This window comes from Chloracidobacterium sp. (genome assembly GCA_016711345.1).
Taxonomy (GTDB): domain Bacteria; phylum Acidobacteriota; class Blastocatellia; order Pyrinomonadales; family Pyrinomonadaceae; genus OLB17.
The window spans coordinates 3,501,013-3,524,606 of sequence record JADJTD010000001.1; the positions used below are offsets into that span (position 1 = coordinate 3,501,013).

The window sequence follows — 23,594 nt, forward strand, 5'->3', positions numbered from 1 at the left end:
ATAGGAAATGAGAGAAATAGAAAAAATAACAAGCAGCGATAATCGGCGATTGGTCAATGCTCGGAAGGTTCGCGACGGCAAGGTGCCTGAACAGATATTCATCGAAGGGCGCAGATTAGTAGAAGAAGTTTTGCGTTCAAACCTGGTCATTGATGATTGTTTTGTGACAGATGACTTTGCTGACGATGAGCTATTCGAAATGATCGCCGCGCTAAATATTGCGATTGCGGTAATACCAAACCGTCTATTAGATTCACTTTCGGATACAAAGCACCCGCAGGGAATTATCATGATCGCAAAGCGTCCCGAAACGTCGCTTTCTGCAATCGAGACAAATTTAGGAAATTCGCTACTCTCGATTGTTGTATTCCTGAAAGAAATAAATAATCCTTCAAACCTTGGAGCGATATTAAGGACAGCCGAGGCCGCCGGAGTTGCCGGCGTAATTATTTCAAGCAATTCTGCCAACGTGTTTTCGCCAAAATCTTTGCGTGCCGCTATGGGATCGGCTTTTCGATTGCCGATAGTTGAAAACACGGATATTGAAAATACTTTACATTGGTCGAAAAGTACTCAACTGACTTCAACTGCCGCCGCGGGAAATTCTTTGAAGAATTATGCCGACATTGATTGGAGAAAGCCGCGGCTTTTGATCTTTGGATCAGAGGCACACGGTCTAGACAACGCTGAATTACAACTGATCGAGGATGCTATTAGAATTCCGATGGAAAATGAAGTCGAAAGTCTAAATTTAGCAGTTTCCGCAGGCGTTCTGCTTTTCGAAGCAAAACGTCAAATCACAAGTTAATAAGCTCGTCCTGACGCGGCTTTCAATCTATATAAACTTCACGACAAAACCTAGGCGGAAACCGTTTTGAAGAAGCTCGGCGGTTCTGATACAGCGGGCAGTTATCAGGGTTGGGCCTTTAACATATTTTCTATCTCGCCTTTAAATCGTCTCTGCATTTCAACATCGTTTGCGATTACGAGAGCAGCAGCAATATCGGCGACCAGAATTTTTGAGTTTGAGGCGTCAGTGGTCGATAAATGTTTTTGAGATTCAAGCAGGGCAGCCCGTGCTTTGACATAGTCGCCGATAAGCAAATTAGCCCTGCCCTGTAAATAGAAATCCTCGGCGTCACGAGCAGGCGGAATTTCTTTTAAGTAAGAAGCCGGATCATTGTCCACAGTTCTGCGGAGCTTTTCAAACGAAGTCATTGCTATATTTTCCGACTTCATTTCAGATAGCTGAGGAAACAACTGTTCCTTGGGAGTAGGAACAAGCATGAAATGGTAGAGCCCAAGGCCGAGCAAACTGCCAAGCAGCAACATTCCAAACGCCGTTGCGATACCGCCCAATGAACCAGTAGCAGTTTTATCGACATCGGTTTCATAGGCAGAGAACATCTCTATGCGTTCTTGTTGGTTACTTGCAGGTTGTCTGATATTTGGTTCTGTTTGAGCGTCATCTGTATCACTTTCACGTTCCGAAAAAGTTCGAGCCGTTGCGATCGTATCTTCTTCGCCGGACAGATCGCCGGTTGTGATCTCTTTTTCAGGTGCGTCTGACAAACATCTAACGACGACAGCAGTGAGATTGTCTTCAGCTCCGCGTTCGTAACATAAAGTTTTCAAATGTGCGCAAATCTCAGCTGGTTCCTTGGCGCCTGCTAATATATTTTTGATCTCATTATCGTTGACATGACGCGTGATGCCGTCCGAGCATATCAAAAATGTCGTTCTGGGCTCGATAAGAATTGTCTTGAAATCGGCTTCAACGGTTGGCTCGGCACCAAGCGCTCGATTGATCACGTTTTTGCCAGGGTGATTTTCAGCCTGCTCCTCTGTCATGCGGCCAGCTCGCACTTCGTCAGCGACCATCGAGTGATCTTCCGTTTCGCGGTGGAGATAACCGTTAGGATCGACGCGATACAAACGCGAATCTCCAACGTGTCCGATCGTGGCTACGTTCTCAGAGATGTTGAGTGCGACTATAGTCGTCGCCATACTCGACAGCTTAGATAGTTGTTGTGCTGTCTGATAGATCGCCGCATTTGCGCTTTCGATAGCATTCCTTAGAATTTCTTCGGCATCAATGCCATTTGGCTTATTTGCAAAGGCTTCACCGAGTATTTCCATCGCCATCTGCGATGCGACCTCGCCACCCTCCGCACCACCGACTCCATCGGCAATCGCATAAACGCCTAAGTGATCCATTTCAAGAAATGAATCTTCATTCTGCGGCCGCTTTTCGCTTAGTCCTCTATCTGTGATAGCTGCCGAAATAACGTGGAGTTTATCTGCCATTTTTCAAAATTATAACATCAATTTATACAATGTCTTAGATTATGTAAGATTAGGTGCAACATTAAATTCGTCTCGTGCGTGATCAATGGCGTTTCTGTGCGAAAATGCCATCAACATTCCGAGCATAATAAAGCTTGTAACAAGACTAAATCCGCCATGACTTACAAAAGGAAGCGTGATGCCGGTCATTGGAAGGGCGCGTGTAATGCCGCCAATGTTGACCAAGGCCTGAAAGCCGATGAACGCAGCAAGACCCACGCAGCATAGTTTGCTGAACATATCGCGTGAGTCGCGAGCGGTCCGGACGCCTGCTCCGACAAATACAATTAGAGCAAATATTATTAACAGCCCGCCGAATAGTCCAAGTTCCTCAGCAACCGCGGCAAAAATGTAGTCCGAATCCGAAACCGGTATCAATTCGGGATAGCCGAGGCCCAATCCGCGTCCGGTAACTCCGCCGGAAGAAAGGCCGAATGTCGCTTGGGCGGGCTGAAAAGCAAGGTTATCAAACCATGCATCGATGTTGATCGTTTTTTGCAATTCAGGATTTTCCTCGATCATCTGAGGCAGCTTAGGATCTCTTTTTGCAAGCTCGGCGAAATAATCATTGTAATCATCTTTCCACCAGCTAGTTTCTGGCGGCGGCGGATCAAAACCGTCAAGCCACAAATGAAATCGCTGTTGAATGCGGTTTGGGAGCACTGCTTTAAAAGGCTGGGCCAGCGTTGGAAGCAAAGGGATCTTTGACTGCGTGTTGTCGGGCAATGCTCCGACGACAAGGATCGACATGATAAAAAGGACGCTTCCGACAAGCACAAACCTCTGTGAAAAACGTCGTATAGCTATCAAATAAAGTGTTGCATAGGCTGACCCGAAAACCATCATTTGCCCGAAATCCTTCAACACAAAAAATGGAAAGAACGGCAACGCCGCCATAAATACAAGCGGAACGACATCTTTTGCTCTTGGGATGCCCCAGTATGTTCGAGCGAGATCCTTGTAAAGAACTGCGAGGATTGCTGCGAAGCCGATCAAAAATGGTATCTTGGCCAGTTCCCACGGAGTGCTGTTACCAATGGACTTTCCGGCACGGGAAGTGATGGCAGCAAGCAGCAGCGGGCCGAGCGTTAGGATAACTACCAGAAAACCGTTGTTCTGTAGAAATTTGAGCGTTCCGTCATGCCGCATTACGATAAAAGCCGCTACCAAACAGAAAATTCCAAATAGCGGGATAAGCGTAAGACCTGATGTAGCAATCCCGTAAAGTGTATCCTTTGACGGCCTCAGGGTTTCGTTCGAAAGATCAACCGGGCTTGGAGGAGTAGCCGGAAGTCCCATCATCTGTTTTTTTTCAGGCGAATAGTTCTCCTGGATGTAATGCAGTTGGAGAGTTTTGATCTTCGCATCCCGCTCTTTTGCGATCGCCCTCAATTTTGCGCGAAGCAATTCACGCGATTTTTCTTTGTCAGAAATATCAGAATTTTGAATTCGTGCTCTATCGGCTGAATCAATGTCGGCAACATATTCACGGTCGGAAAAGAGTCGGTACTGCACCGTTAATCCAATCGAAAAAAGCAGTACGCAGCTCGTATAGAGCGTCCAATTACCGGTGAATCTCAAAAATCTTTTTATAAATATGGGAAGTATGGCGAGTATCGAGAGGAGTGCTAGGTTTCTGAGAGCAGCCAGACCGCTCGTCTCATATCCGCGAATCATTCCGCCGTAAAAGATCGAATAGTGGGCAATCGCAGTCAAGATGACGATGAGCACCAGGATGAAAAAATGTGTTGATGTCTTGTTCGTCACTTGATCAATTGACCTTATCTTTTCTTTGGCTGTGTTGGTGCTTTAACTTTAAATTTATCACCAAGAAGTCCAAGATCCCGTGCTTTTAGAATCACATTCGCCGCGACCGGTGCAGCCGTTTGACCACCAAAACGATTGCCTATATCTTCTATAACTACGGCTATTGCGAGTTGCGGATTTTCAAGCGGAGCGATAGCGATGAACCAACCATCCGTTCGGTTGAAGGTCAAATACTCTTTGTATTCAACCATTTCGCCATTTTCATTTTTCTTCTTTTTTGATACGAACATCCGCTCGCCGGTTTTCGGATCAAATCTTGGAGCATCGTCCTTTTCGGCGGTTCCTGTTTTGCCGCCGGCCCTAATGCCTGTTCCGGCTAAAGCGCTTCGAACTGCTCCGCCTGTGCCGCCCGGCTCCTCGGTTACCGTTGACATAATTTCACGAACATCGGCGGCGTGCTGCTTGTTGAGAATCTGGGAAAACATCTTTGGTTGAACATCGAACTCTATCTTTGGCTGCATGAGTTGTCCCTGCAAATTACCTGCGGCAGAAGCCACAAGCACCATTTGAAACGGAGTCATTTGCGAAGCCAATCCTTGTCCGATGCCTACAAGTCCAAAATCAAACAGAGTCAAATCTTTACCGATGACCATCGTCGAGCGGGCAGGGCTGAGTGCGTTGGAAATTCGTTTATCGCTGGTGTTCCAGATATCGGAAAAGAAGCCTTGTGTCAAGGCTTCTTCCCTTTTGTCGACCGCTGCGATACTAAATAGCCTTGCTGTTTCTCCCATGCGTTCGCGCCCGAGAAAATTTGCCAATTGTGCAAAATACTGGTTGCTCGACACTTTGAAGCCTTCGCGAATAGGCACATTGATCGCGCAAATATCGCAGCTTCCGCCCGCGTCACAGATTGGCCGTGAGCCTTTAAAAGGCGTGTAGCAGTCCGGTGCGGGCAGATCAGAACCAAGAAAGTCCTGCTTTCCGGCGCGAAACGCGGAGATCATTGTAAGCGTCTTAAAAGTGGAACCAGCCGAGTAATATTCACGGGTCGCACGGCTGAGCAAAGGCTTATTCGCTTTGTCGGCCTCAAGTTTTAGATAGCCTTCTGTGGTCTGAGCATCGGCGAGGTTAAAGGACGGATTTGAGTACATCGCAAGCACGTCGCCGGTCTGCGGATTCATGACGACGATCGCGCCTTTTTTTCCTTCCAATTGCTGAGCGACATACGCCTGAAGGTTGCGGTCGATTGTGATTCGCACGTCTTTATCTTCAGGTTCTGGCTTCCTATATTTCGTTAAGATCTCCCAAGCCTCGGGCATCGGATCGGATCCTCTTCTGTACAAGGCTCGCTCAAGTCCGGGAGTTCCGCGTTCGGTTCCTAAAAGATGAGCCATTTCTTTTTCAAGCGGGAAGGTCCTCGATATGTCACCGTCAGTGTCGAGTTTGTAATGTGCCAACGCCTGGTCGAGTCTTCCGGTTCGGTCGAGCATCCAACCGCGGAGCGTTGCGGCGTTTGTTCGGCGAACTCGCAGGTCTTTATAACTTAATGCCTGAAATTGTTCATTGGAATCATCGGCAAATCTTGTCCAATAAACTTGAAAGCCGAAGATGAAAACCGCGAGGATCACGAATACTACGAGCCAGGTACGCAGGCTTTTGTTTGCAACCGTTCGGGCGAGCTTTTTATCGACTTCGAGCGAGAGGTCACGCTCGAGTACAAATTTTGAACGCCGAAAATTCTCAACAAAGCCCAAGATCAAGAAAACCAATAAAATCCCCATGCCGATCGAATAAAATATCGTCAGGCCTGCCGGGGTGCGTTCCAGAACCTGACCGCCGAAAAGATTTTCGGGCCGCAGTTTTTGCCAATCGATAAAGAGAAGCAGAAGTGAATACATCGGCTTATGGCTTGCTTTCGGACACGTCTTCTATGTTTGTGTCATTGATCGTTACAGACATATCATCATCGGTCGTCTCACCATCTGTCATGTCATTCATTACTGGCACATCGGGTTTCTGAGCAAGTTCGAAGTTGACCTCGATCAGGCCGAACTTTACTCGATCATCCTTTTCAAGGCGCATCGCTTTTCCATATGCGATACGAGTGTCATTTATAAATGTTCCGTTTGTCGATCCTGTGTCAGCAATTGACAGGGAACCGTCTTCGCTGACAACCAACGACGCATGGATCTTTGAAATACTGGCATCGTCAAGAGCAAGTTCGCTCGAGCCAGTTCGCCCAACGCTGCGACGCTGGCCGACAGGGAAAATTAGCGTTGTCTGTTTTGTCTTTCCGTTGATCTCATACGTTGCAACATAAGTATGGACGGTGGATGTAGAACTCGGCTCGGTCGGACTTTGCGGAGCAGTAACATTGATCGCGGGAATCGTTATGTTTTGTCCGACGTCAATCTCCTCATCTACAAATTTGTTAAAACTGACGTAGAGTTTTACGCCTTCAATAAAATAATCGGGTTTGATCTCAAAAGAAACCGGTGCTTCGGTGTAATAAAGAGAATCATTTATATGATCGATTGTGGCGGTAAGCAATTCGGTCCGAAGCGTTTCAATTGCATCACCCTCGGCAAATTTATTCCACTGCATTTTCAACTGAATGTTATGCGGAACGACTTTACCTTTTCCGGGAACATCTTTGACCTCCGCATCCAAAAGCCTTTTGATACGCTCGATCAGCTCACTCGCAGCCAGACTGCTTGAGGGAACCCATCGACGGCCGGTCAGACGGTCAAATGAATCGCCAATTTTTGTCAGAGCTCCGCGCAATAGCCAGTCGGCTGAAAATTTGCTTTTTGGTGCGGACGTTTGTTCAGACATTAAATGATGAGAGCCTAACTAATACAGTTGCTTGATCTTGCTGTAATTCTAGCCAAATTACCCTTCAAAGAAAAGTAATTGAAATTGTTGCTTTCTATAGTTCAACAATGTAAAATGTTTTTGGAAGTAATTAAACATTCCATCTTTCATATCTATAGCGAGCCCACTCTTAAAAATTACTGTCCACAATCGGCTCAAATGAACTCAGTAGGAAAACGTATGAAAATGAGACCTCGATCAGTAGGGAACGCCGAAAAAGGGGCTTCGATCGTCGAGATCGTCATGGCCTTGGTCATAATCGCGATCCTTTCGGCCATTTCATTACCTTACATCGTAAATTACAAGAAATTCTACAAATCTGAAGATCAGGCTCTAAAGATTATCGATCTCATGCGCGAGGCGAGCCAACTAGCACTATCGCAGCGGCGAACGATACGTTTTGAGATCGATCTGACCGACAATGCTATTTTGCTGATTGATGAGAATGGCAGCCCGTCCGGTACCCAAATAAAAAAAGTTCCTCTCGAAGCCACCAAAGACATTCGGATAGATACGATACCGACAGGTGTGACCAAACCGAATCCGCCCAATTATAACGACATCACGTTTGCGACGGATACCGTTGGGCATCTTGTCGGAGCGACTACAGTTACGAGCCACAATGTTTGGGCAGCCCGATTTCGGCGTGATGGCTCCGTAGTGGGCACCGGCGGTACGACCCCTATCAGCGTAAATATTTATGTTTTTCCGCCAGTTTCGCCTGGAAGTACAACGCCAAGAAAAAAGGATGAAGTAAGGGCGATCACCTTGTTTGGAGGCAGCGGAGCAATTAGATATTGGAAATATATCAACACGGCATTTGTCGCTGATATTTAGAAAAAAGGACAAAAATTATGAAATCCAGATCACAAGAGGGATTTTCTTATATCGATGTAATGATAGCCATTGTCATCCTTATGGTTGGCATTTTGGCCTTATTATCGGGCATTTCGGGATCTGTCCTTCAGACACGCGGACAAGAACAGCAATTACTCGCAAAACAGTACGCGACATCTGCGATGGAATCGATCATGTCTGTAAAGGAAACTGATCCAACTCGGCTCGGTTGGGACGCGGTTGGAAATGTCGGCAGTAATCCTAATCCGAGCGGCACTCCGCAGGGAATATTTCTTACCGGTTTTCAACCTGTCGAAACAGAGGCAGGGCCGGACGAAGTAATAGGTACCGCTGACGACAATGGAACGGTAGTTCAAGGTTTGCAGCGTCAGATCGTTATAACAGACATATGTGATCCCGACCGGCCATCACCAGTTTGCACACCACCCGGAACCCTCGCTACCAGAATACGGTCTGTGGTTGTCACGGTTACCTACAACGTTGGGGCATTGCAGCGGCAGGAAACCGTGAGGACGGTCTTAACCAAATATGACGGTAAATAAAAAGGTAAATATGAAAAATTCACCTACCATTCTCAGTCCGAAAGAAGTTCTAAGAAAAGATAAGCGCGAAGGCGGATTTTCGATTCTGGAGATCATCATTGCAATGACGATCTTCATGATCGTTACGGGTTCTATCTGGGGCGTTCTGCGGATCGCTTCGCAAAGCCGTGCAGTAACGAATCAGCAGGTGCAGTTGACCAAGAATGTGCGGATGGCCCTAAACGTGATCGGCCGCGACACTTACAATGCCGGGTACGCATATCCGGTGACGAGTTCAGTCCTTCTGCCTGACAACCGTATCTCGGCGCGTCTCGGTATTCCAAATGACTTCGATACTTCGCGTGATGAGGTTCCGCCTATCATTGCCGGAAATAATCTTAACGTTGACAACTATAATACGGTCGCGAATACGAGGACCGATCAGGTTACTTTCCTTTTTAAGGATTCGACGTTCAATCTGGTCGGAACCGATCAGGTTTCAACGGCTGTGAACATCAATGCGCCTACAACGCCGACCGCCGGTGTCATCGAGATCGCACCGTCATCCGGCACCAATTCCGTTTGCCGCATAAATGACCTCTATCTGGTCTCTGGCACCAACGGAGCGGCTCTTGGGGTCTCGACTGGTCTCAACGGTACAACCGCTGTTCAATTTGCGAACGGCGACGTGCTCGGCTTTAATCAAACCGGCACGGGCGGGTTTATGAGTTCGATAACCGGGACGACGATGAGTATGATGCGGGTCAAGATGGTGACCTATTTTGTGACCTCTGACGGCACATTGACGCGAAGGGAATTTGTAAATGTTCCAGCGGTCACTCCTGCGGTAGCGTTTGCGGACGAACCGCTGGTTTATAACGTCGATGATTTCCAGATCAGGTACATTATGGACGACGGAACGGTTTCGGATAATCCCAGCGCTGGCCCTGACGGTGTAGCCGGCAACGCTGATGACACGCAGTTAAGATTAGAAGCGGTCCGACAGCTTCGTTTTACGGTCAGCACGAGATCGACCGAACGAGATCCGTCGGGACAACCATACCGCGAGAGCATGACCTCGACATTTAGCACGCGAAATTTGGGCTACGATGCTAGTTGAAAAAAGGGACGGACAAGTTAAGATGAAGAAAATAGTAATTGAGCAAAAAGGAATTGTGAGAGCCGCTGACAGGGAGAACGAAAAGGGTTCAGCCATTGTTATCGCATTGTTTGTTCTGGCTCTCATCAGCATATTCGCCGCGTTGGCAATGTCCCGGTCTTCGGCCGAAGCTGCGGCTGTAGGCAACGAGACAAAAGAAAGCAAGGCGTTTTACGCCGCGCAGGGAAGCTTGGAAATGATGACCCGCAACTTCAATAAGAAGTTCGAGATAAATCTAAAGCCAACCACCGCCGATTTTGATGATGTGAGGACTGCTGCAGTTCCCGGGCTTTCCGGCCCCTTTACGTTTAATCAGGAAGTAATTCCCACATCGAATAACGTGCCTACCGTCCTTCCCGGTGGTGACTTCAAAGGCTTATATGCAAAGCGGGACACCTGGCGCCTGCGAACTACTGCGACCGACAATGTCGGAGTTCAGGTTCAGCTTACTCGAAACATCCTGAACAATCTCATACCTATCTTCCAGTTCGGCATCTTTTACGACGACGACCTTGAGTTCCATCCGGGCCCGCGATTCGATTTTGGCGGCCGCGTACACTCAAACGGGTCGCTCTTTATGCAGGCTGGCGACGGTTTGTATTTTTCTTCAAAAGTTTCTGCGGCAAATTTTATTTTTACGGATGTTTCCAAGAACGGTTCAGCATGGACCAATTGGGATGACGATGTGTACATAAAAAATGCATCGGGAACCTATGTTCAACTTCAATACAACATGGGCAGCGTATTGGCGTCACCGGCTAATGGAGCTCCGGTTGGAACGAGTCCGGCTCCTGCGATCCCGCTTCCGACTGCGTACAATTCAACGAATTGGGGAACAAACAAGGCTCTGTTCGACGGTAATCTCGATGCTAACGTTCGCGAACTCAAACTGCCGTTGAAGCTGAACAGCGACAACACCAATCAAAATCTCGATCTCATTGAGATTGTAAAACGCGGCAAATCCGTCGGCGACGTTTGGAACAATGGAACAGGAACAGTTTCGTCACCAAACCTCAGTGCCGTAACAACCACAACGAAAGACGACGCGATCACCGCTTCAGAACGTTATTACAACAAGACTGGTATTCGGGTTTCTTTGGCTGACTCAAAAGCAAAATTACCCGGCTGTGCAACTACCACGGCTACCGCCGTTACCACACCGTGTGGGATCAGGCTTGATGGCGAGTCCACCGGTCAGGTCTCGGGAGCTATTGCAGCAGGAACACCGCTCGGCTACCAGCCGACGCCTATGGTCGCGGCTAGTCCTAACCCAAGTCCGTATCAAGCGACCAAGTTAAATGGCAAACGGTTCTATTCCCCTAACAAGGAAACCTGGATAAAGATCGAAACGGTCATATATAATCCAACAACGGAAGTTTATGACACGCAGGACATCACCCAGGATATTCTGAGTCTTGGAGTAACGGATGCCCCTCCTAGCGACGGGAATTTTTCTATCACTGATCCAAACTATTACACGCGTGGCATCGATACCCGCTCCATCATTGAGTTGCAGCGCTATGTAATTCCGGGAGCGAATATTAATGGCGCCGGAACTTACATGTCATATGTGAGCGCTACCGCAAGTCCTTCACCTTCTCCTTATAACTATGTTATGCCTAGGGCGATCAGAACACCCACCGGTTCAGCTACACCTGACAGTTGCAGCAGGTCTGGAGCACCCACTCCGTCGTCTACGCCTTCGGGCGGCTATGATACCGGCACCATACCATCGGCAACGCCTTTTTTCCCTGCTGGATTTACAGGTGACGAAATTCCGTCGATGCGCAACGCGAGCATAAGAGGTTACGCGGCGGGAATACCGTGCGTCGTGCCCGTTCCGATCAACATGTTCGACACTCGCGAGGGGCTATACAACGATACGACCGCGACGTTTGATCCTGATGCGACCTACGGAACAAATGTACCGTGGGCCGGCGTGATGAGCTTGGTCGATATCAACGTTGGAAATCTCAAAAAATTTCTTGATGGTGTATGGGACAACAACATGCCCACAAATACACCGTATTACACGTTGACCGGACATGTTCTTCGAGGCAATGATATTCCTCAACCGACAAACACCGGTACGAAAGCAGGCGGTTGGGTCCTCTACATCTCGGATCGTCGCGGTGATTTTGATTTTGACGGCGAATATGACATGGAAGATGTGTATGGCCCTAATGACGGAACCCGCCAACTTGGCGAAGATCTTAATGGCAACAACACGCTTCAGGCCGACTACGCCAATGAATCGATCAGATATACCGGGACTAACACCAACATTTCACCTGACATCGCCGCAGTATTCGATCACAAATTCTACCGTCGCGGTGTCCGGTTGGTGAACGCAGAGACGATTCCGGGAATCTACAACACAACGACACCCGCAAACACACGAGGATTTACCGTGGCGTCGGAAAATGGAGTTTATGTACTGGGTAACTACAACGCGACGGGTGTATCTTCACACGGCAGCCCTACTGCTCACACTGACTATTTGCCACTAAGCACTAGTCAGTATGATATCCCGGCGTCGATCGCTGCAGATTCAATAACAATACTGTCAAGAAACTGGCAGGATGCTCTTAGCTTCACGTCACCATTTAACCTCGGAAATCGACAGGCAACAGAGACGACCTGCCGTTTTGCAATGTTGTCAGGTGATACGGTAACAACCTTGAACGGAACGCCAAATCAAGGCGGAGGCGATCTAAAAATGAACGGCGGCGTTCACAACTTCAAGCGCTTTCTCGAAGATTGGGGCAGCGAGTATCTTAACTACAGCGGATCGCTTATCAACTTGTTTAACTCGCACAATAACAACGGTCCATTCAAATGCTGCAACAATGTTTACAGCCCGCCGAATCGAAACTGGGTATTTGACGCGACGTTCCTCGATATAAACCGATTGCCGCCCGGCACGCCGTATTTCCAGTACATACAAACGACCGGATTCCAGCGAACTAACGATTAACCGGGTTTTCTTTCATAAAAAATGCGTTGGCTGCTCTTTCACGCAGCCAGCGCGTTTTTTTGTAAATAAGCTGCGTGACTGCGCGTCTCAAAGATTTTTCACCACAGAGAACACAGAGAAAAATTAAGGCTTGTGTGGTGTAATCATTTGCGTCCCAGAAGTTGCAGTTTAGGAATCCGGTTGCTACGGCTCCCGGTTCTGACACACGCGTCCCGGAGATTTGTCGGAACGCAGGCAGCTCGCCTGCGTGTGGTGCGTCCCAGAATTTAATGCACCCTCGCTAACGCTCGCATTTCCAGCGGAAAGATCATGCGTCCCAGAGATAGACTCTATCTTTGCGGTCTTTGCGTCTTTGCGGGAAATTTTCAACGCATAGAACGCAGAGGTTGAAAATAGGTGCGTCCCTGAGGATGCCCTTACTCCGTGCGGGCTTCTGCAACTGCGGAATCCGGTCGCTATCGCTACCTGTTCTGACTTGCGTCCCAAGATATATTTTCAAAGATCATGCCGCGTCAAGGCGGTTGTTCGTAGCGGTTGGTGACAGGATGAATTCTTGCGTCCCTGAGAAATTTCAACGCAGAGTAGGCTGAGATCGCAGAGGGAAACAAAAATAAAGAGCGTCCCTGAGGATCACGGAGAGCCGCGTCCCTGATTAGATGATGCGTCTGTGAGATTATTACCGTTTGCCGTTGTTGCCGCAAGAGCAATCTGTCTTGCTCTTCGGTATGCGGTTTCGACCGCTTGATAATCGTTGCGTCCTCGATGGGACAAATCGTTAGGCCGCGTCACTTCACAATCATCCGACAGATCGTAGAACACTTTCGGATCAAGTTCCGGTCGGTCGGTTGGGTTCTCCATCACCTGATAGACGAAGTCCGGCCCGAAGCGGCCTTCGATGAGTATGGCGCAAACGCTTTCGATGCGATCGACACTTGCAAATTCGATCCCGGAGCGTGGGATGAAGAGATGCGGATGGCTGTTTGGAGTGATGTTTGGCGTTTTGCGGCTAAGACGATTCTTGTACATAGCCACAACTTAGCATCGAAATCGGTTTTTTGAAATACCAATATCCACGATATGGCTTGATTTCCACGATAAGGCTTAACTTTCTTGATATAGCGTGATTTACACGATATCCATGATTTCCACGGGCGTGATTTACACGCTAGGCGATCTGTGACATTGTTTTTTGAACATTGTGTTTATGTTATCGTATTGAAACTAGGGATATTAGTGTGTCTTGTTCTGTCCTTTGATGATGAAAGAGCTTGTCCTGAATAATTCGCGTCTTGATAAGAGATATGACATTAGCGAGCAGCTTGGGAGAGGCAGCTACGCCGAAATTTATCTCGCCAACGACATTCTTGCGTCTGCACAATCGCCGCACAGCCAGGTCGTAATAAAAGCCCTAAACGTGTTTCTTCAGGACGATCTTGACGATGCTCTGGAACGAACTCTTGTTGAAAATTTTCAGAACGAAGCGGTCGCTCTTGATCGCGTTCGACATCCGAATATTATCAACCGCCTTGGCCACGGAACTGCACGCGATCTGAATGGAGCAGTTTTTCATTATCTCGTACTCGAATATCTTCCGGGCGGCGACCTGCAAAACTTGGTGCGAAGGGAAGAAGTGCCTCTAAAGCGAGTGCTCGACTATGTCGAACAGATATGCGCCGGCCTCGGCCACGCACATCGGCATTCGATTATTCACCGCGACATCAAACCACAGAATTTACTTTTGACCGAAGACCGCTCGACAGTGAAGATCGCTGATTTTGGCGTCGCTCGCGTGAACACTACTGATTCGCCGATAACGCGCGTTGGGACGAACGTTTATGCTCCGCCGGAACACAGTCCGATGTTCGCCGGACAAACCGGCACGCTAACTTTCGCTCAACTCACGCCGGCGGCGGACATTTATTCGCTGGCTAAATCGATCTATACGCTCGTTAGCGGCGAAGCTCCGAGAGCATTTGCGAACGAGACGCTGACGGCTTTGCCCGAGTCGATCGATCACGAGGAATGGTCAGATGAACTGCTGCAAGTTTTGCAAAAGGCGACGCATCGCGATCCACGGAGCCGCCATCAGGATGTTGAGGAGTTTTGGAATGCACTGACCGTCGTTCGCGAGATCGCTGAGACAGGTGAAGCGAGCACGCTTGTTCGACGACGTTCGCTCCCGCAGGCGCACGTTTCGCGCGGCTACACACCGTTTGCCCCTGCTAAGCCGCAGTTTCAGTCAGAACCACCTGAGGTGGCGGGTGGTTTTACTCCGCGACCGCTATCGGTTGGAATAAATAGAGATCAGGCCTTTGATGCTTCGGTCATCACAAACTCTGGATCATTGAACGGCTCAAACATCAGTCTAAAACCACCCGCTACCGCAGGTGGTTCTGACATTACGCCTCGCAGAAAACGCAGCCGTCTCCAAAGGCTCGCCGTTTTCGCCGGTTTTCTTGCTATGTTTACCGGCATTCTCTACGGCACTGCGAGCTATATGCGCGGACGGGCGATCTTGCCGGAGATACATAACCCTTTTGCTGCGCAAACTGCCGTTGCGAGCACCGATATCTACTTGCGGTCCGCTCCGAATACAGACAATGATCCGATCGGGTTGGTGACGAAAAATTCAAAGGTGCGTATTGTAAATTCACGAGATAACTGGTATCAAATTGATGTGGTCACGCAAGGCCGGTCACAGACATTTCAGCCTAATGCGACGCGTGGTTGGCTCAATGGCAAGTATCTCGACACTGACGGCAATTAGATAAGGAAAATAGAAATTGAGCGTATTAGATAAAGTAAGGCAATGGATCGACGGTGACAGCGCGGAGCGTGTGCTTGAACAGGCTGCTCGTGATGCGCAGGTCAAACCGCGCGGTAAAGCTGAGGAATTTATCGTCAAGATCGCACGGGCGGTAGAAGCTGTAATGCAGACCGAGATGGTTCCGCTGCCGCAAGGGACAACGATCATTCCGAGCGAATACGCAATCTTCCTTAGCGAAGAAGATGACAAAGAATGGCGGGGCGTCAAGCGGAAAGGCCTTGAGCAAGGTTTGTATCATATCCTCGCCGAGCGTGCGAAAGAGATCGCCGGACGGAAAAAGCTGGATACAAAATCTTTTACTCTCGAACTGCGGATCGACGGAACGCTTGAGAAAGGCGACATTCGAGTGCAGCATAGCTGGGAAGATTCGGCAGGGAGCAAGACGGGCGTTCTTCCGCGATTGAAATTGCCAAATGATGCGTTCGTACAACCTTCTGCAAAAAAAGCACCGCCAACTGATCCAAACCTAAAAGCCCGGACGGCTAGTTCTATGGATCTTCAGGTAAATATTCAACAGGCAGTGCCACTTTCTCTGGATGAGACCGACGAAATGACCGCCGTCAAACCCCGATTGACCGAGCTTTATCGGCTGGAAGTTTGGCAAAATAACGTTCGCCAAACTGTCATTCCCATCTATCAGCTCGAGATAGTAATTGGCCGTGGTTCAAAGAGCAAGCCGGTAGATATACCGCTTTCCGGCGATGTAGAGATCAGCCGTCGGCACCTGACGTTGATAACCGATGGAGCAGGGAATTTTTGGGCAGTTAATGAAGGCAAGAATGCAACTGAATTAAATAACTTAGAACTGCCGTCCGGTCAGCGAGTTCCTGTACAGGTCGGCACGCCGATAAGCATTTGCAGCTATATGCTGCGAATCCAGCGTTGATTATTGATCGTATAGCTCACGTTCAATTTGCGGCAAAAATGTCCGCCTCAATCTCTCTGCAAGCGATTGAGCGTCTCGTAACACCTCACTTGTCTCCATCAAATAATTCTGTAGCTGTGCCTGAAGCCGAACTAGATTTGTCCGTTCATTTTGTAGTTTTTGACGCTTGCTTTCACGGAGTTCTTCGGTTTCCGTTGTGCCTTCATATGTCGTGCTGTTGTTTATATTGCGCGGGCGGAGGTCGGTATCGATTTGGCTTATCCTGCTGTTCGTTGAGTTCAGTTTTTCAGTCAACTCTGTCTGCGATTTTTGAAGCGTAGCGACGCGGGTTTCCGTCCGCGTCAGTAACTCCATCCCAATAATGAGCCTTTGTTGTTTTTCGGTCATTGTAAGTCCGGAAACTTTTTCAAACTTATCGACAAACGATTTCAGCGTGGCACCAAGAGTTTGTACCGATGTTGTTATCTTTGCGAGATCAGAGGACATCGCAATAAGCGGATCTGCTGAGCGGTAAGTTGATGATGGTGTTTGTCCTACTATGCTTGCTGAACCACAACTCAATAATAAAAAGAAAAATAATCCTCTAGTCTTCATGGTCGTCCTCCTAACAAAATTGACTTGATCGAAATTATGAGAAAATTGTACCTCAAAAGAAAGAGTGATGTGAAAAAAAACTACGTTGGCAGTTTGCCACGATCAATCAAGGAAAGCACTTCGGTTATGCTGTCACCTGTCTTCTTATGTATCTCTTCGGGATAATCATATTTCAGAGCATTGGTTACAAAATCAACCTGATCTACAACGTCAAAACCAAAGTCAGGCCAAATAATGATATCGATGTCCAGATCGACATAATCAAGCACGCCATCTTCTAATGTCGGCGGCATCGTGACGTTGCAATAGTAGTTTCGAAGCGTTCCGTCAGGCTCGTGAAATCGAAAGATGTTGTACCAGCGGTCGAACCAGAAGTATTCGTAAGAGATAGTTCCTTTGCGGATCGAGCCGAGGGAGGTATGCTCGACGTCATGGTCAAATTCGCCGACCAACACGATCAACGAATCGTTCTGTTCGATCAATTCACATTGCCAAGTACGTCGGATCTCCTGATCATATTTGCGGGAATTAACAGTGATCTCACGGCGATGCATCTATTTCTTCGTGTCCATGCGAACGACAATAACGGAACACGGAGCGTGGTGGACGACCGAATTCGACACCGAACCGAGCAACATTCTTTCCCAGGTTTTGTAGCCATGCGAGCCCATGATTATTAGATCGGCTTGAGTCTCTTCGGCAGTTTCGACGATGCGGCTTTCGGGCGATCCAAAAAGTATTTCAGTCGTAACTGCGACACCCTTTGAACCTAAAATCGCTTTTGCACGCTCAACCGCTTCGCTTAATATCCTAGCGGCATTTTCCTTTGCGATCTTTTCGAGTTCGGTTGTGTCAGGCAGATAGCCTCCATAAACATCGACCGCAAGCGGCACAGCAAGTTCTACTACGCTGACGATCTTAACTTCATCGCTATCGCCGAGGTTGATCTTGTTAAGAACTTCAACGGCTGCATCACTATATTTTGTTCCGTCGGTTGCTAGAATAATCTTCATGCTGTTGCCTCTCTAAATCTCGTCGTCCAAAGTGTCTTCACGGCCGGTGTAGGTGTTGCGGAGTTTGCCTAGAAGGTCGAAGAGAACCAGACGCTCGGTTTCGGTCAGGCCCGTGAGGCAGCTTTCTTCGAGTTCGAGCCACTGTGTTTCGATCTGCTCCCGCATTCCGAGGCCGAGTTTAGTCAAAAATACCCGCGTAGAACGCCCGTCGTCTGCGATCCTAGAACGCGTTACGAGGTTGATCTCGATCAGGCCCTTTAGCATCTTGTTAACGGTCGGAGCAGAGAGGTTGAGGCGATTCGCAAGATCGATCTGACGCAGCCCGTCTTGTTTCCACAATTCGAGCAACACAAAGATCTGTCCGCCGTGAAGGCCGATCGCGCCCATATGACGTTCGAGCGAATTTCGAAATGCCGTCGTGACCTTTGCCAGCAAAAAACTGACCGTGTCTTCAAATGTGATGCGTGTCGCCATGGTTGCTTTCGTTGTCATAATTCCTCTCTATGAACTCGCGTTTGGCTGTGTGGGTGAGCGTTTTAATACAACAACTTTAACAGAGACCGCAAAGTAACTCACGAAGCCAAACCTCAAAATTCTAGCGAGGAATTGCATGGCTACTTTAAGTATTAGGCAGCCCTGTTAGCCGCCTAAATAGATTTGATTAGCCAGCTGTTAATGTATGATTAGCCTGCTAAGAAAAAATTATTAGCAGGCTAATTATTAAAAATTAGCACGGTATGCTTTAATTTAGAAGTGGGCTAATATTAATTTATGGAAAATGCCGAGACACTGAAAAATGCACGTAATTTGCTGCTTAAACTCCACAAATCAATGCTCGACCTTGAACGCGAGTTATACGAGGGTATCCACGGTAAGCTTAATGCAACCGAGTTTCTTAATCTGCTGCTCGAGGACGAAGACTTTGCCTGGCTGAGACAATTCTCGATGCTTATCGTCGAGATCGATGAGATGTTCGACCTTAAAGACGGCATACCTAACGAGTTGATCGACGTAAATCTTAATAAGGTTAAAGAATTGGTTGAGATGAAGGAAGATGACGAGTATTTTAAAGCAAAATATCAGTTTGCTCTCCAACGCGATTCTAATGCTGCCGGACTGCACAGTGAGTTAAAAGCATTGATGAAGTAAGTATGAAAGTGGCAAGTCAAAACCAAAGGTTCCTCCTGTCCACTACCTGATATAACCGTTTACTTTTCTACAGTTACTGTCTTCCGCTTTTCTTCCAGTCCGAGAGGAAACCTTCGAGGCCCTTATCGGTCAGTGGATGCTTTACGAGCTGTGTGATGACCTTGAAGGGAATGGTCGCAACGTCGGCACCAACCAGAGCGCAGTCAACTATGTGCATTGGATGTCGAATCGACGCGGCGAGCACTTCTGTCTCGAAACCATAATTGCCATAGATCTGGACGATGTCGCGTATGAGCTGCATGCCTTCGGTTGCCACATCGTCGAGACGTCCAATGAAGGGCGAGATGTATGAGGCTCCGGCCTTTGCAGCGAGCAGTGCTTGAGCGGCCGAGAAGCATAGCGTCACATTTACCTTGGTGCCTTCGGCCCGGAACGTGCGGCAGGCCTTGAGGCCGTCGAGGGTAAGCGGGACCTTGATCACGACATTGGACGCGACCCTAGCAAGTTCGCGGCCTTCTTTGAGCATTCCTTCGGTGTCGAGCGCTGTTACCTCGGCGGAGATATCACCTTTTACAATTGCGCAGATCTTGGCGAGGTGTTCTTTGAAATCAACGTCGCCTTCCTTGGCGACGAGGCTCGGATTTGTGGTCACGCCGTCGATCAGGCCAAGTTCATTGGCCTCTTTGATTTCGTCCAAATTCGCAGTGTCTATAAAAAATTTCATAATTCCGTAATATTGTTCGTAAGAACTCCAATTCCTTCAATTTCGATCTCGCAGACGTCGCCGCTTTCCATTTTTGACACGCCGGAAGGTGTACCGGTCGCGATCACGTCGCCTGCGTTCAATGTCATCTGTCTTGAAATGTATCGTATCAGAAAATCTACCGGGAAAGCCATTTGCGATGTTCGGCCGGATTGTTTTACGACGCCGTTGACGCGTGTTTCGACGCGGATGTCAGAAACGTCAAGCTCAGTCTCGATGTGCGGCCCGATAGGGCAGAAAGTGTCGAATGATTTGCCACGAGTAAATTGAACATCCTTTCGCTGCAGATCGCGTGCCGTCACGTCGTTAAGACAAGTGAACCCTAAAACGTAATCTAGCCAATCGTCGGCGTCGGTTAATCCTTTACAGGTCTTAGACATAACGACCGCGAGCTCCCCTTCATGTTCAACTTGCTGCGATTGCGAAGGAATGACAATAGTTTCACCGCTGCAAATGAACGCAGATGGAGCCTTGAGAAAAAGTAGCGGCTCTTTTGGCACTTCATTACCAAGCTCGGCTGCGTGTTCGGCATAGTTGCGACCAACGCAGACGATCTTTGATGGTGCAAAAGACTTGTCGATGTTTATTATCGCCATCAGTAATTAGTTATTACGGTACGATTTCAGTAACGATCTCGGACGCTTCGCTGGTATTTCCGAATTTGTCGGTAGCGGTTAGGTAGTAATAATAAGTTTTGCCGGACTCGACTTTTGTGTCCTGGAATGTGTTTGTCTTCAATAATTCGGTCGTGAGCAAAGTCCATTTATCCTTCGGCAGGTCTTCGTCCTCAGAGCGATAGAGCTTATACCCTACGACATCTTTTTCGATGTTGACGGCCCAAAAGAGTGAGATAGTTATCGGTGATGCTGCGACTGTGATGGAATTAGGTGCAGACGGAACGAATGTATCGATCGCTTTGATCTTTACAATGTTGGATTCTGCTCCCTCGATAGGGTCGGCCTGTGTTCCGATCGACACGGCCCGGACAAAATAATAATAGTCCTTGCCGAATTCGAAGAACTCATCATCGAAACCGGCAGTCGTAATTGGCGTCTTGTTGAGCAACTTTCCCGGTTCTTTTTGTGAGGTCGAACGATATACGTTATAGCCCAGAATGCTTGTCGGGGTTGAGCCGTCAATATTTGCAGCCGCTGGAAGCCACTTCAAGCGGATCGCGTCCTGAGAGGCTTCGGCAGCCAGAGCAGTCGGATTTGCCGAGACCTTTGATGTCGGTTCGATCAGCAACGCATTGGAAAACCCGGCTTTTTGACCTGACGCATTTACAAATCGAATTGCGTAACGCAAACGTGCTGCCTGCCCGGCGAATTCGAGCGTGTCTTTGTAGCTGAGTGCCTTTGCTGCAAAATCTGCATCTGTTATGGCCAGAGCGGCTATCAATGTACTGCGATTGGCAAATTCCTCTTCGGATAACTGCAATGGTGCAGATAGCGGCTCCGCCAGACGATAGATATCTGCACGACTAATGTTTGTAACATCTCCTTTTTGGGCATTTCGGGCAGGCATCTTCCAGGAAAGAATGATCTGATTTCCGCGTTGAAATCCTGACACCTCAACACGCTGCAATACCTTTTCTTTAGGCGGCACGGGAAGTCCACGCTTGCCGCAGCCGTAAAACACGAGAATTGAACCGCAAAGACACAGAGACACAGAGATTTTCTTTAAGAAATTGTGGTGCCGAATTGTGATCATTATTTTCTGTCGTTTTTCTGCGTCTTTCCGTCTCCGCCGTTAATAGCCGTTACAAAATATACTGACGCAGATCTTTGTCTTGAATAAGGCCGGTCAATCGTTCATCGACATATGCGGCGTCTATATTTTGTTCTTTTTGCTCGAGTTCACTTCCTAGAAAGCTGATGTCTTCGAGAAGTTTTTCGACCATTGTGTGTAGTCGTCTTGCACCGATATTTTCGGTTGCCTTATTGATCTCTTCTGCCATCTCGGCGAGGCGGTCAATCGCGTCGTCGGTAAAAGTCAGGTTGATCCCTTCAGTTTCCAGCAGAGCCTGATACTGTTTGATCAGCGAGTTTTTGGGCTGGACGAGAATGCGTTTGAGGTCGTCGATAGTCAATGATTCAAGCTCGACGCGGATCGGAAAACGGCCTTGCAGCTCAGGAATCAGATCCGATGGCTTTGAAACGTGAAACGCTCCAGCGGCAATAAAGAGAATGTGATCGGTGCTGACCATGCCGTGTTTCGTGTTGACGTTGGTGCCTTCGACGATCGGCAACAGGTCACGCTGGACACCTTCGCGTGAAACGTCGGGGCTGCCCGAGCCAGATTCACGTCCCGCGACCTTATCCAGTTCGTCAAGAAAAATGATGCCCGACGACTGAGCTTTTTCGATTGCCTTGTGCGTGATCTGTTCCATGTCGACGAGGCTTTCCTGTTCGTCTCGAATCAGATACGAGCGGGCTTCGGCAATAGTCAATTTGCGCGTGACTGTTTTCGAAGGAAACATATTTCCCATCATATCGCGCAGATTGACGCCCATTTCTTCCATGCCTTGCCCACCAACAAAATCGATAGTCGCTCCACCGCGATCCTGTGTTTCAATGTCGATCAGACGTTCGTCAAGATCGCCGCGTCGAAGCTGTTCTCGAAGCTTTTCGCGGGTGCGCGAGCCGGGTTGTTCGGTTTCATGTCTAGGCTCGTCACCATCAACCGCTGGATAAGAAATGTCCGATGGCGGCAGCAGAATATCAAGCAATCGCTCTTCGACATTTTGCTCAGCACGCGGGCGTACGTCTTCGAACGCCGCTTGTTTGCCCATATCGACGGCAACATCGGCAAGCTCGCGTACCATGCTTTCGACATCGCGGCCTACATAGCCAACCTCGGTGAATTTCGATGCTTCGATCTTTATGAAGGGTGAATTTGCGAGACGAGCGAGGCGACGAGCGATCTCGGTCTTACCGACCCCCGTTGAACCGATCATCAGTATATTTTTCGGGAGAACGTCTTCGGCAATTTCCGGCGGGAGTTTTTGCCGGCGAATACGATTACGGAGAGCAACTGCAACCGCCTTCTTCGCCGCATTTTGTCCGACGACGTATTTGTCCAACTCAGCAACGATCTGCCGCGGCGTCAGGTCATCAAGATTCTTCTTTTCGGCAGTCTCACCGCCTAAATAAATGGCCATAAAATCTATGCACAAGCCCGCACGTTAGTTAGGGCGAAACATTCAATGTTGCGTGTAACGCCCTTACTTACGTGCGGGCTTCTGCATTTAAATTTCCTCGACTATGATGTCGGAATTTGTGTATATGCAAATGTCGGCAGCGATTTTTAATGCTTCTTCCGCGATCTCTTTTGCCGAAAGTATTGTGTGCTTCATCATTGCACGAGCGGCGGAAAGAGCATACATGCTGCCGGAGCCAACTGAAAGCAAACCGTCGTCCGACGAGATCACATCGCCTTTGCCGGAGATGAGAAAAGCGTCCTTTCCGTCAGCGACGATGAGAAGGGCTTCGAGGTTTCGCAGATATTTGTCAGTGCGCCAGTCTTTGCTAAGTTCGATAGCGGCACGTTCGAGCTGGCCCTGAAACTGTTCGAGCTTTGTCTCAAAACGCGTCAATAGAGAAAATGCGTCAGCGGTCGAGCCCGCAAAACCTGCAAGGATCTTACCGTTAGAAATTCGGCGCACTTTTCGGGCGTTGCCTTTGATGACAGTTTCGCCCAGCGTCACTTGGCCGTCGCCACCCATCGCGGTCTTACCGTCGCGGTTAACGAGCAGAACAGTTGTCGAACGAATCTTCGTTTTGTTTTCGGCGTGTCGCATAAAAACTCAATCATAAGGCTTTAATTTCAAATGCTCAAATTGACATAGATAGCCGATTGAT

The 23,594-nt window shown here is 48.4% G+C and carries 22 protein-coding genes; 8 read left to right on the forward strand and 14 right to left on the reverse strand.

Annotation, left to right across the window (positions count from 1 at the left end; translation table 11 throughout):
• The first annotated feature begins 7 nt into the window (after positions 1–7).
• A complete protein-coding gene (locus IPL32_14775) occupies positions 8–808 on the forward strand; it encodes an RNA methyltransferase (GenBank protein MBK8467082.1) in 801 nt (266 codons plus the stop codon).
• A gap of 104 nt (positions 809–912) precedes the next feature.
• Here the strand turns inward: IPL32_14775 and IPL32_14780 are convergent, their stop codons facing one another.
• The 4 genes from IPL32_14780 to IPL32_14795 are packed head-to-tail and all read right to left on the reverse strand — an operon-like array spanning position 913 to position 6,948.
• Positions 913–2,307, reverse strand: coding sequence for a serine/threonine-protein phosphatase (locus IPL32_14780; GenBank protein MBK8467083.1), 1,395 nt, complete (start codon positions 2,305–2,307; stop codon positions 913–915).
• Between the two features lie 39 nt (positions 2,308–2,346).
• The gene (locus IPL32_14785) at positions 2,347–4,113 is read right to left on the reverse strand and encodes an FtsW/RodA/SpoVE family cell cycle protein (protein ID MBK8467084.1); all 1,767 of its coding nucleotides are present in this window, start codon (positions 4,111–4,113) and stop codon (positions 2,347–2,349) included.
• Between the two features lie 14 nt (positions 4,114–4,127).
• Positions 4,128–6,011, reverse strand: coding sequence for a hypothetical protein (locus IPL32_14790; protein ID MBK8467085.1), 1,884 nt, complete (start codon positions 6,009–6,011; stop codon positions 4,128–4,130).
• A 4-nt stretch (positions 6,012–6,015) separates the two neighbouring features.
• Positions 6,016–6,948 carry an FHA domain-containing protein gene (locus IPL32_14795; protein MBK8467086.1) on the reverse strand — a complete coding sequence of 311 codons (933 nt, stop codon included), beginning with the start codon at positions 6,946–6,948 and terminating at the stop codon, positions 6,016–6,018.
• A gap of 225 nt (positions 6,949–7,173) precedes the next feature.
• Between IPL32_14795 and IPL32_14800 the strand changes: the two genes are divergently transcribed.
• Genes IPL32_14800 through IPL32_14815 form a run of 4 tightly spaced genes read left to right on the forward strand, consistent with a single transcriptional unit; the run spans position 7,174 to position 12,502 of the window.
• Positions 7,174–7,824 carry a hypothetical protein gene (locus tag IPL32_14800; protein MBK8467087.1) on the forward strand — a complete coding sequence of 217 codons (651 nt, stop codon included), beginning with the start codon at positions 7,174–7,176 and terminating at the stop codon, positions 7,822–7,824.
• A 17-nt stretch (positions 7,825–7,841) separates the two neighbouring features.
• Positions 7,842–8,387, forward strand: a complete 546-nt coding sequence (locus IPL32_14805; protein MBK8467088.1) for a hypothetical protein — start codon at positions 7,842–7,844, stop codon at positions 8,385–8,387.
• 10 nt (positions 8,388–8,397) lie between these two features.
• The gene (locus tag IPL32_14810; protein ID MBK8467089.1) at positions 8,398–9,486 is read left to right on the forward strand and encodes a prepilin-type N-terminal cleavage/methylation domain-containing protein; all 1,089 of its coding nucleotides are present in this window, start codon (positions 8,398–8,400) and stop codon (positions 9,484–9,486) included.
• Between the two features lie 22 nt (positions 9,487–9,508).
• Complete coding sequence (locus IPL32_14815) at positions 9,509–12,502, forward strand: pilus assembly PilX N-terminal domain-containing protein (protein MBK8467090.1); 2,994 nt, start codon at positions 9,509–9,511, stop codon at positions 12,500–12,502.
• 630 nt (positions 12,503–13,132) lie between these two features.
• Here IPL32_14815 and IPL32_14820 read toward each other — a convergent pair.
• Positions 13,133–13,528: a hypothetical protein gene (locus IPL32_14820; protein MBK8467091.1), complete on the reverse strand. Its 396-nt coding sequence runs from the start codon at positions 13,526–13,528 to the stop codon at positions 13,133–13,135.
• 229 nt (positions 13,529–13,757) lie between these two features.
• On the opposite strand from IPL32_14820, the gene IPL32_14825 reads away from it, so the two are divergent.
• Both IPL32_14825 and IPL32_14830 read left to right on the forward strand, forming a co-directional pair.
• Positions 13,758–15,269, forward strand: a complete 1,512-nt coding sequence (locus IPL32_14825; GenBank protein MBK8467092.1) for a protein kinase — start codon at positions 13,758–13,760, stop codon at positions 15,267–15,269.
• Positions 15,270–15,285: 16 nt separating this feature from the next.
• Positions 15,286–16,215 (forward strand): DUF3662 domain-containing protein, encoded by a 930-nt coding sequence (locus tag IPL32_14830; GenBank protein MBK8467093.1) that lies wholly within the window; start codon positions 15,286–15,288, stop codon positions 16,213–16,215.
• Here IPL32_14830 and IPL32_14835 read toward each other — a convergent pair whose 3' ends face one another.
• From IPL32_14835 to IPL32_14850, 4 genes are all read right to left on the reverse strand, one after another.
• Positions 16,216–16,809: a hypothetical protein gene (locus tag IPL32_14835; GenBank protein MBK8467094.1), complete on the reverse strand. Its 594-nt coding sequence runs from the start codon at positions 16,807–16,809 to the stop codon at positions 16,216–16,218.
• An 80-nt stretch (positions 16,810–16,889) separates the two neighbouring features.
• The gene (locus tag IPL32_14840) at positions 16,890–17,363 is read right to left on the reverse strand and encodes a DUF402 domain-containing protein (protein MBK8467095.1); all 474 of its coding nucleotides are present in this window, start codon (positions 17,361–17,363) and stop codon (positions 16,890–16,892) included.
• Positions 17,364–17,822: a universal stress protein gene (locus IPL32_14845; GenBank protein MBK8467096.1), complete on the reverse strand. Its 459-nt coding sequence runs from the start codon at positions 17,820–17,822 to the stop codon at positions 17,364–17,366.
• Positions 17,823–17,834: 12 nt separating this feature from the next.
• The gene (locus IPL32_14850) at positions 17,835–18,314 is read right to left on the reverse strand and encodes a winged helix-turn-helix transcriptional regulator (GenBank protein MBK8467097.1); all 480 of its coding nucleotides are present in this window, start codon (positions 18,312–18,314) and stop codon (positions 17,835–17,837) included.
• Positions 18,315–18,593: 279 nt separating this feature from the next.
• Between IPL32_14850 and IPL32_14855 the strand changes: the two genes are divergently transcribed.
• On the forward strand, positions 18,594–18,971 hold the full coding sequence (locus IPL32_14855; GenBank protein MBK8467098.1) for a hypothetical protein: 378 nt from the start codon (positions 18,594–18,596) through the stop codon (positions 18,969–18,971).
• Positions 18,972–19,044: 73 nt separating this feature from the next.
• Here the strand turns inward: IPL32_14855 and fsa are convergent, their stop codons facing one another.
• The 5 genes from fsa to hslV form a co-directional block, all read right to left on the reverse strand.
• On the reverse strand, positions 19,045–19,695 hold the full coding sequence (gene fsa / locus IPL32_14860; protein ID MBK8467099.1) for a fructose-6-phosphate aldolase: 651 nt from the start codon (positions 19,693–19,695) through the stop codon (positions 19,045–19,047).
• Positions 19,692–20,330, reverse strand: a complete 639-nt coding sequence (locus tag IPL32_14865) for a fumarylacetoacetate hydrolase family protein (protein MBK8467100.1) — start codon at positions 20,328–20,330, stop codon at positions 19,692–19,694. The genes fsa and IPL32_14865 overlap by 4 nt, the downstream gene beginning before the upstream one ends.
• A 13-nt stretch (positions 20,331–20,343) precedes the next feature.
• On the reverse strand, positions 20,344–21,402 hold the full coding sequence (locus tag IPL32_14870; protein ID MBK8467101.1) for a hypothetical protein: 1,059 nt from the start codon (positions 21,400–21,402) through the stop codon (positions 20,344–20,346).
• A gap of 91 nt (positions 21,403–21,493) precedes the next feature.
• Positions 21,494–22,894, reverse strand: coding sequence for an ATP-dependent protease ATPase subunit HslU (gene hslU / locus IPL32_14875; GenBank protein MBK8467102.1), 1,401 nt, complete (start codon positions 22,892–22,894; stop codon positions 21,494–21,496).
• A gap of 87 nt (positions 22,895–22,981) precedes the next feature.
• Positions 22,982–23,533, reverse strand: a complete 552-nt coding sequence (gene hslV / locus IPL32_14880) for an ATP-dependent protease subunit HslV (protein MBK8467103.1) — start codon at positions 23,531–23,533, stop codon at positions 22,982–22,984.
• Positions 23,534–23,594: the final 61 nt, after the last annotated feature.

Coding starts and splice junctions, on each gene's coding strand:
- IPL32_14775 (MBK8467082.1), top strand. CDS start 8: ATGAGAGAAATAGAAAAAATAACAAGCAGCGATAATCGGCGATTGGTC.
- IPL32_14780 (MBK8467083.1), bottom strand. CDS start 2,307: ATGGCAGATAAACTCCACGTTATTTCGGCAGCTATCACAGATAGAGGA.
- IPL32_14790 (MBK8467085.1), bottom strand. CDS start 6,011: ATGTATTCACTTCTGCTTCTCTTTATCGATTGGCAAAAACTGCGGCCC.
- IPL32_14795 (MBK8467086.1), bottom strand. CDS start 6,948: ATGTCTGAACAAACGTCCGCACCAAAAAGCAAATTTTCAGCCGACTGG.
- IPL32_14800 (MBK8467087.1), top strand. CDS start 7,174: ATGAGACCTCGATCAGTAGGGAACGCCGAAAAAGGGGCTTCGATCGTC.
- IPL32_14805 (MBK8467088.1), top strand. CDS start 7,842: ATGAAATCCAGATCACAAGAGGGATTTTCTTATATCGATGTAATGATA.
- IPL32_14810 (MBK8467089.1), top strand. CDS start 8,398: ATGAAAAATTCACCTACCATTCTCAGTCCGAAAGAAGTTCTAAGAAAA.
- IPL32_14815 (MBK8467090.1), top strand. CDS start 9,509: ATGAAGAAAATAGTAATTGAGCAAAAAGGAATTGTGAGAGCCGCTGAC.
- IPL32_14820 (MBK8467091.1), bottom strand. CDS start 13,528: ATGTACAAGAATCGTCTTAGCCGCAAAACGCCAAACATCACTCCAAAC.
- IPL32_14825 (MBK8467092.1), top strand. CDS start 13,758: ATGATGAAAGAGCTTGTCCTGAATAATTCGCGTCTTGATAAGAGATAT.
- IPL32_14835 (MBK8467094.1), bottom strand. CDS start 16,809: ATGAAGACTAGAGGATTATTTTTCTTTTTATTATTGAGTTGTGGTTCA.
- IPL32_14840 (MBK8467095.1), bottom strand. CDS start 17,363: ATGCATCGCCGTGAGATCACTGTTAATTCCCGCAAATATGATCAGGAG.
- IPL32_14845 (MBK8467096.1), bottom strand. CDS start 17,822: ATGAAGATTATTCTAGCAACCGACGGAACAAAATATAGTGATGCAGCC.
- IPL32_14850 (MBK8467097.1), bottom strand. CDS start 18,314: ATGACAACGAAAGCAACCATGGCGACACGCATCACATTTGAAGACACG.
- IPL32_14855 (MBK8467098.1), top strand. CDS start 18,594: ATGGAAAATGCCGAGACACTGAAAAATGCACGTAATTTGCTGCTTAAA.
- fsa (MBK8467099.1), bottom strand. CDS start 19,695: ATGAAATTTTTTATAGACACTGCGAATTTGGACGAAATCAAAGAGGCC.
- IPL32_14865 (MBK8467100.1), bottom strand. CDS start 20,330: ATGGCGATAATAAACATCGACAAGTCTTTTGCACCATCAAAGATCGTC.
- hslU (MBK8467102.1), bottom strand. CDS start 22,894: ATGGCCATTTATTTAGGCGGTGAGACTGCCGAAAAGAAGAATCTTGAT.
- hslV (MBK8467103.1), bottom strand. CDS start 23,533: ATGCGACACGCCGAAAACAAAACGAAGATTCGTTCGACAACTGTTCTG.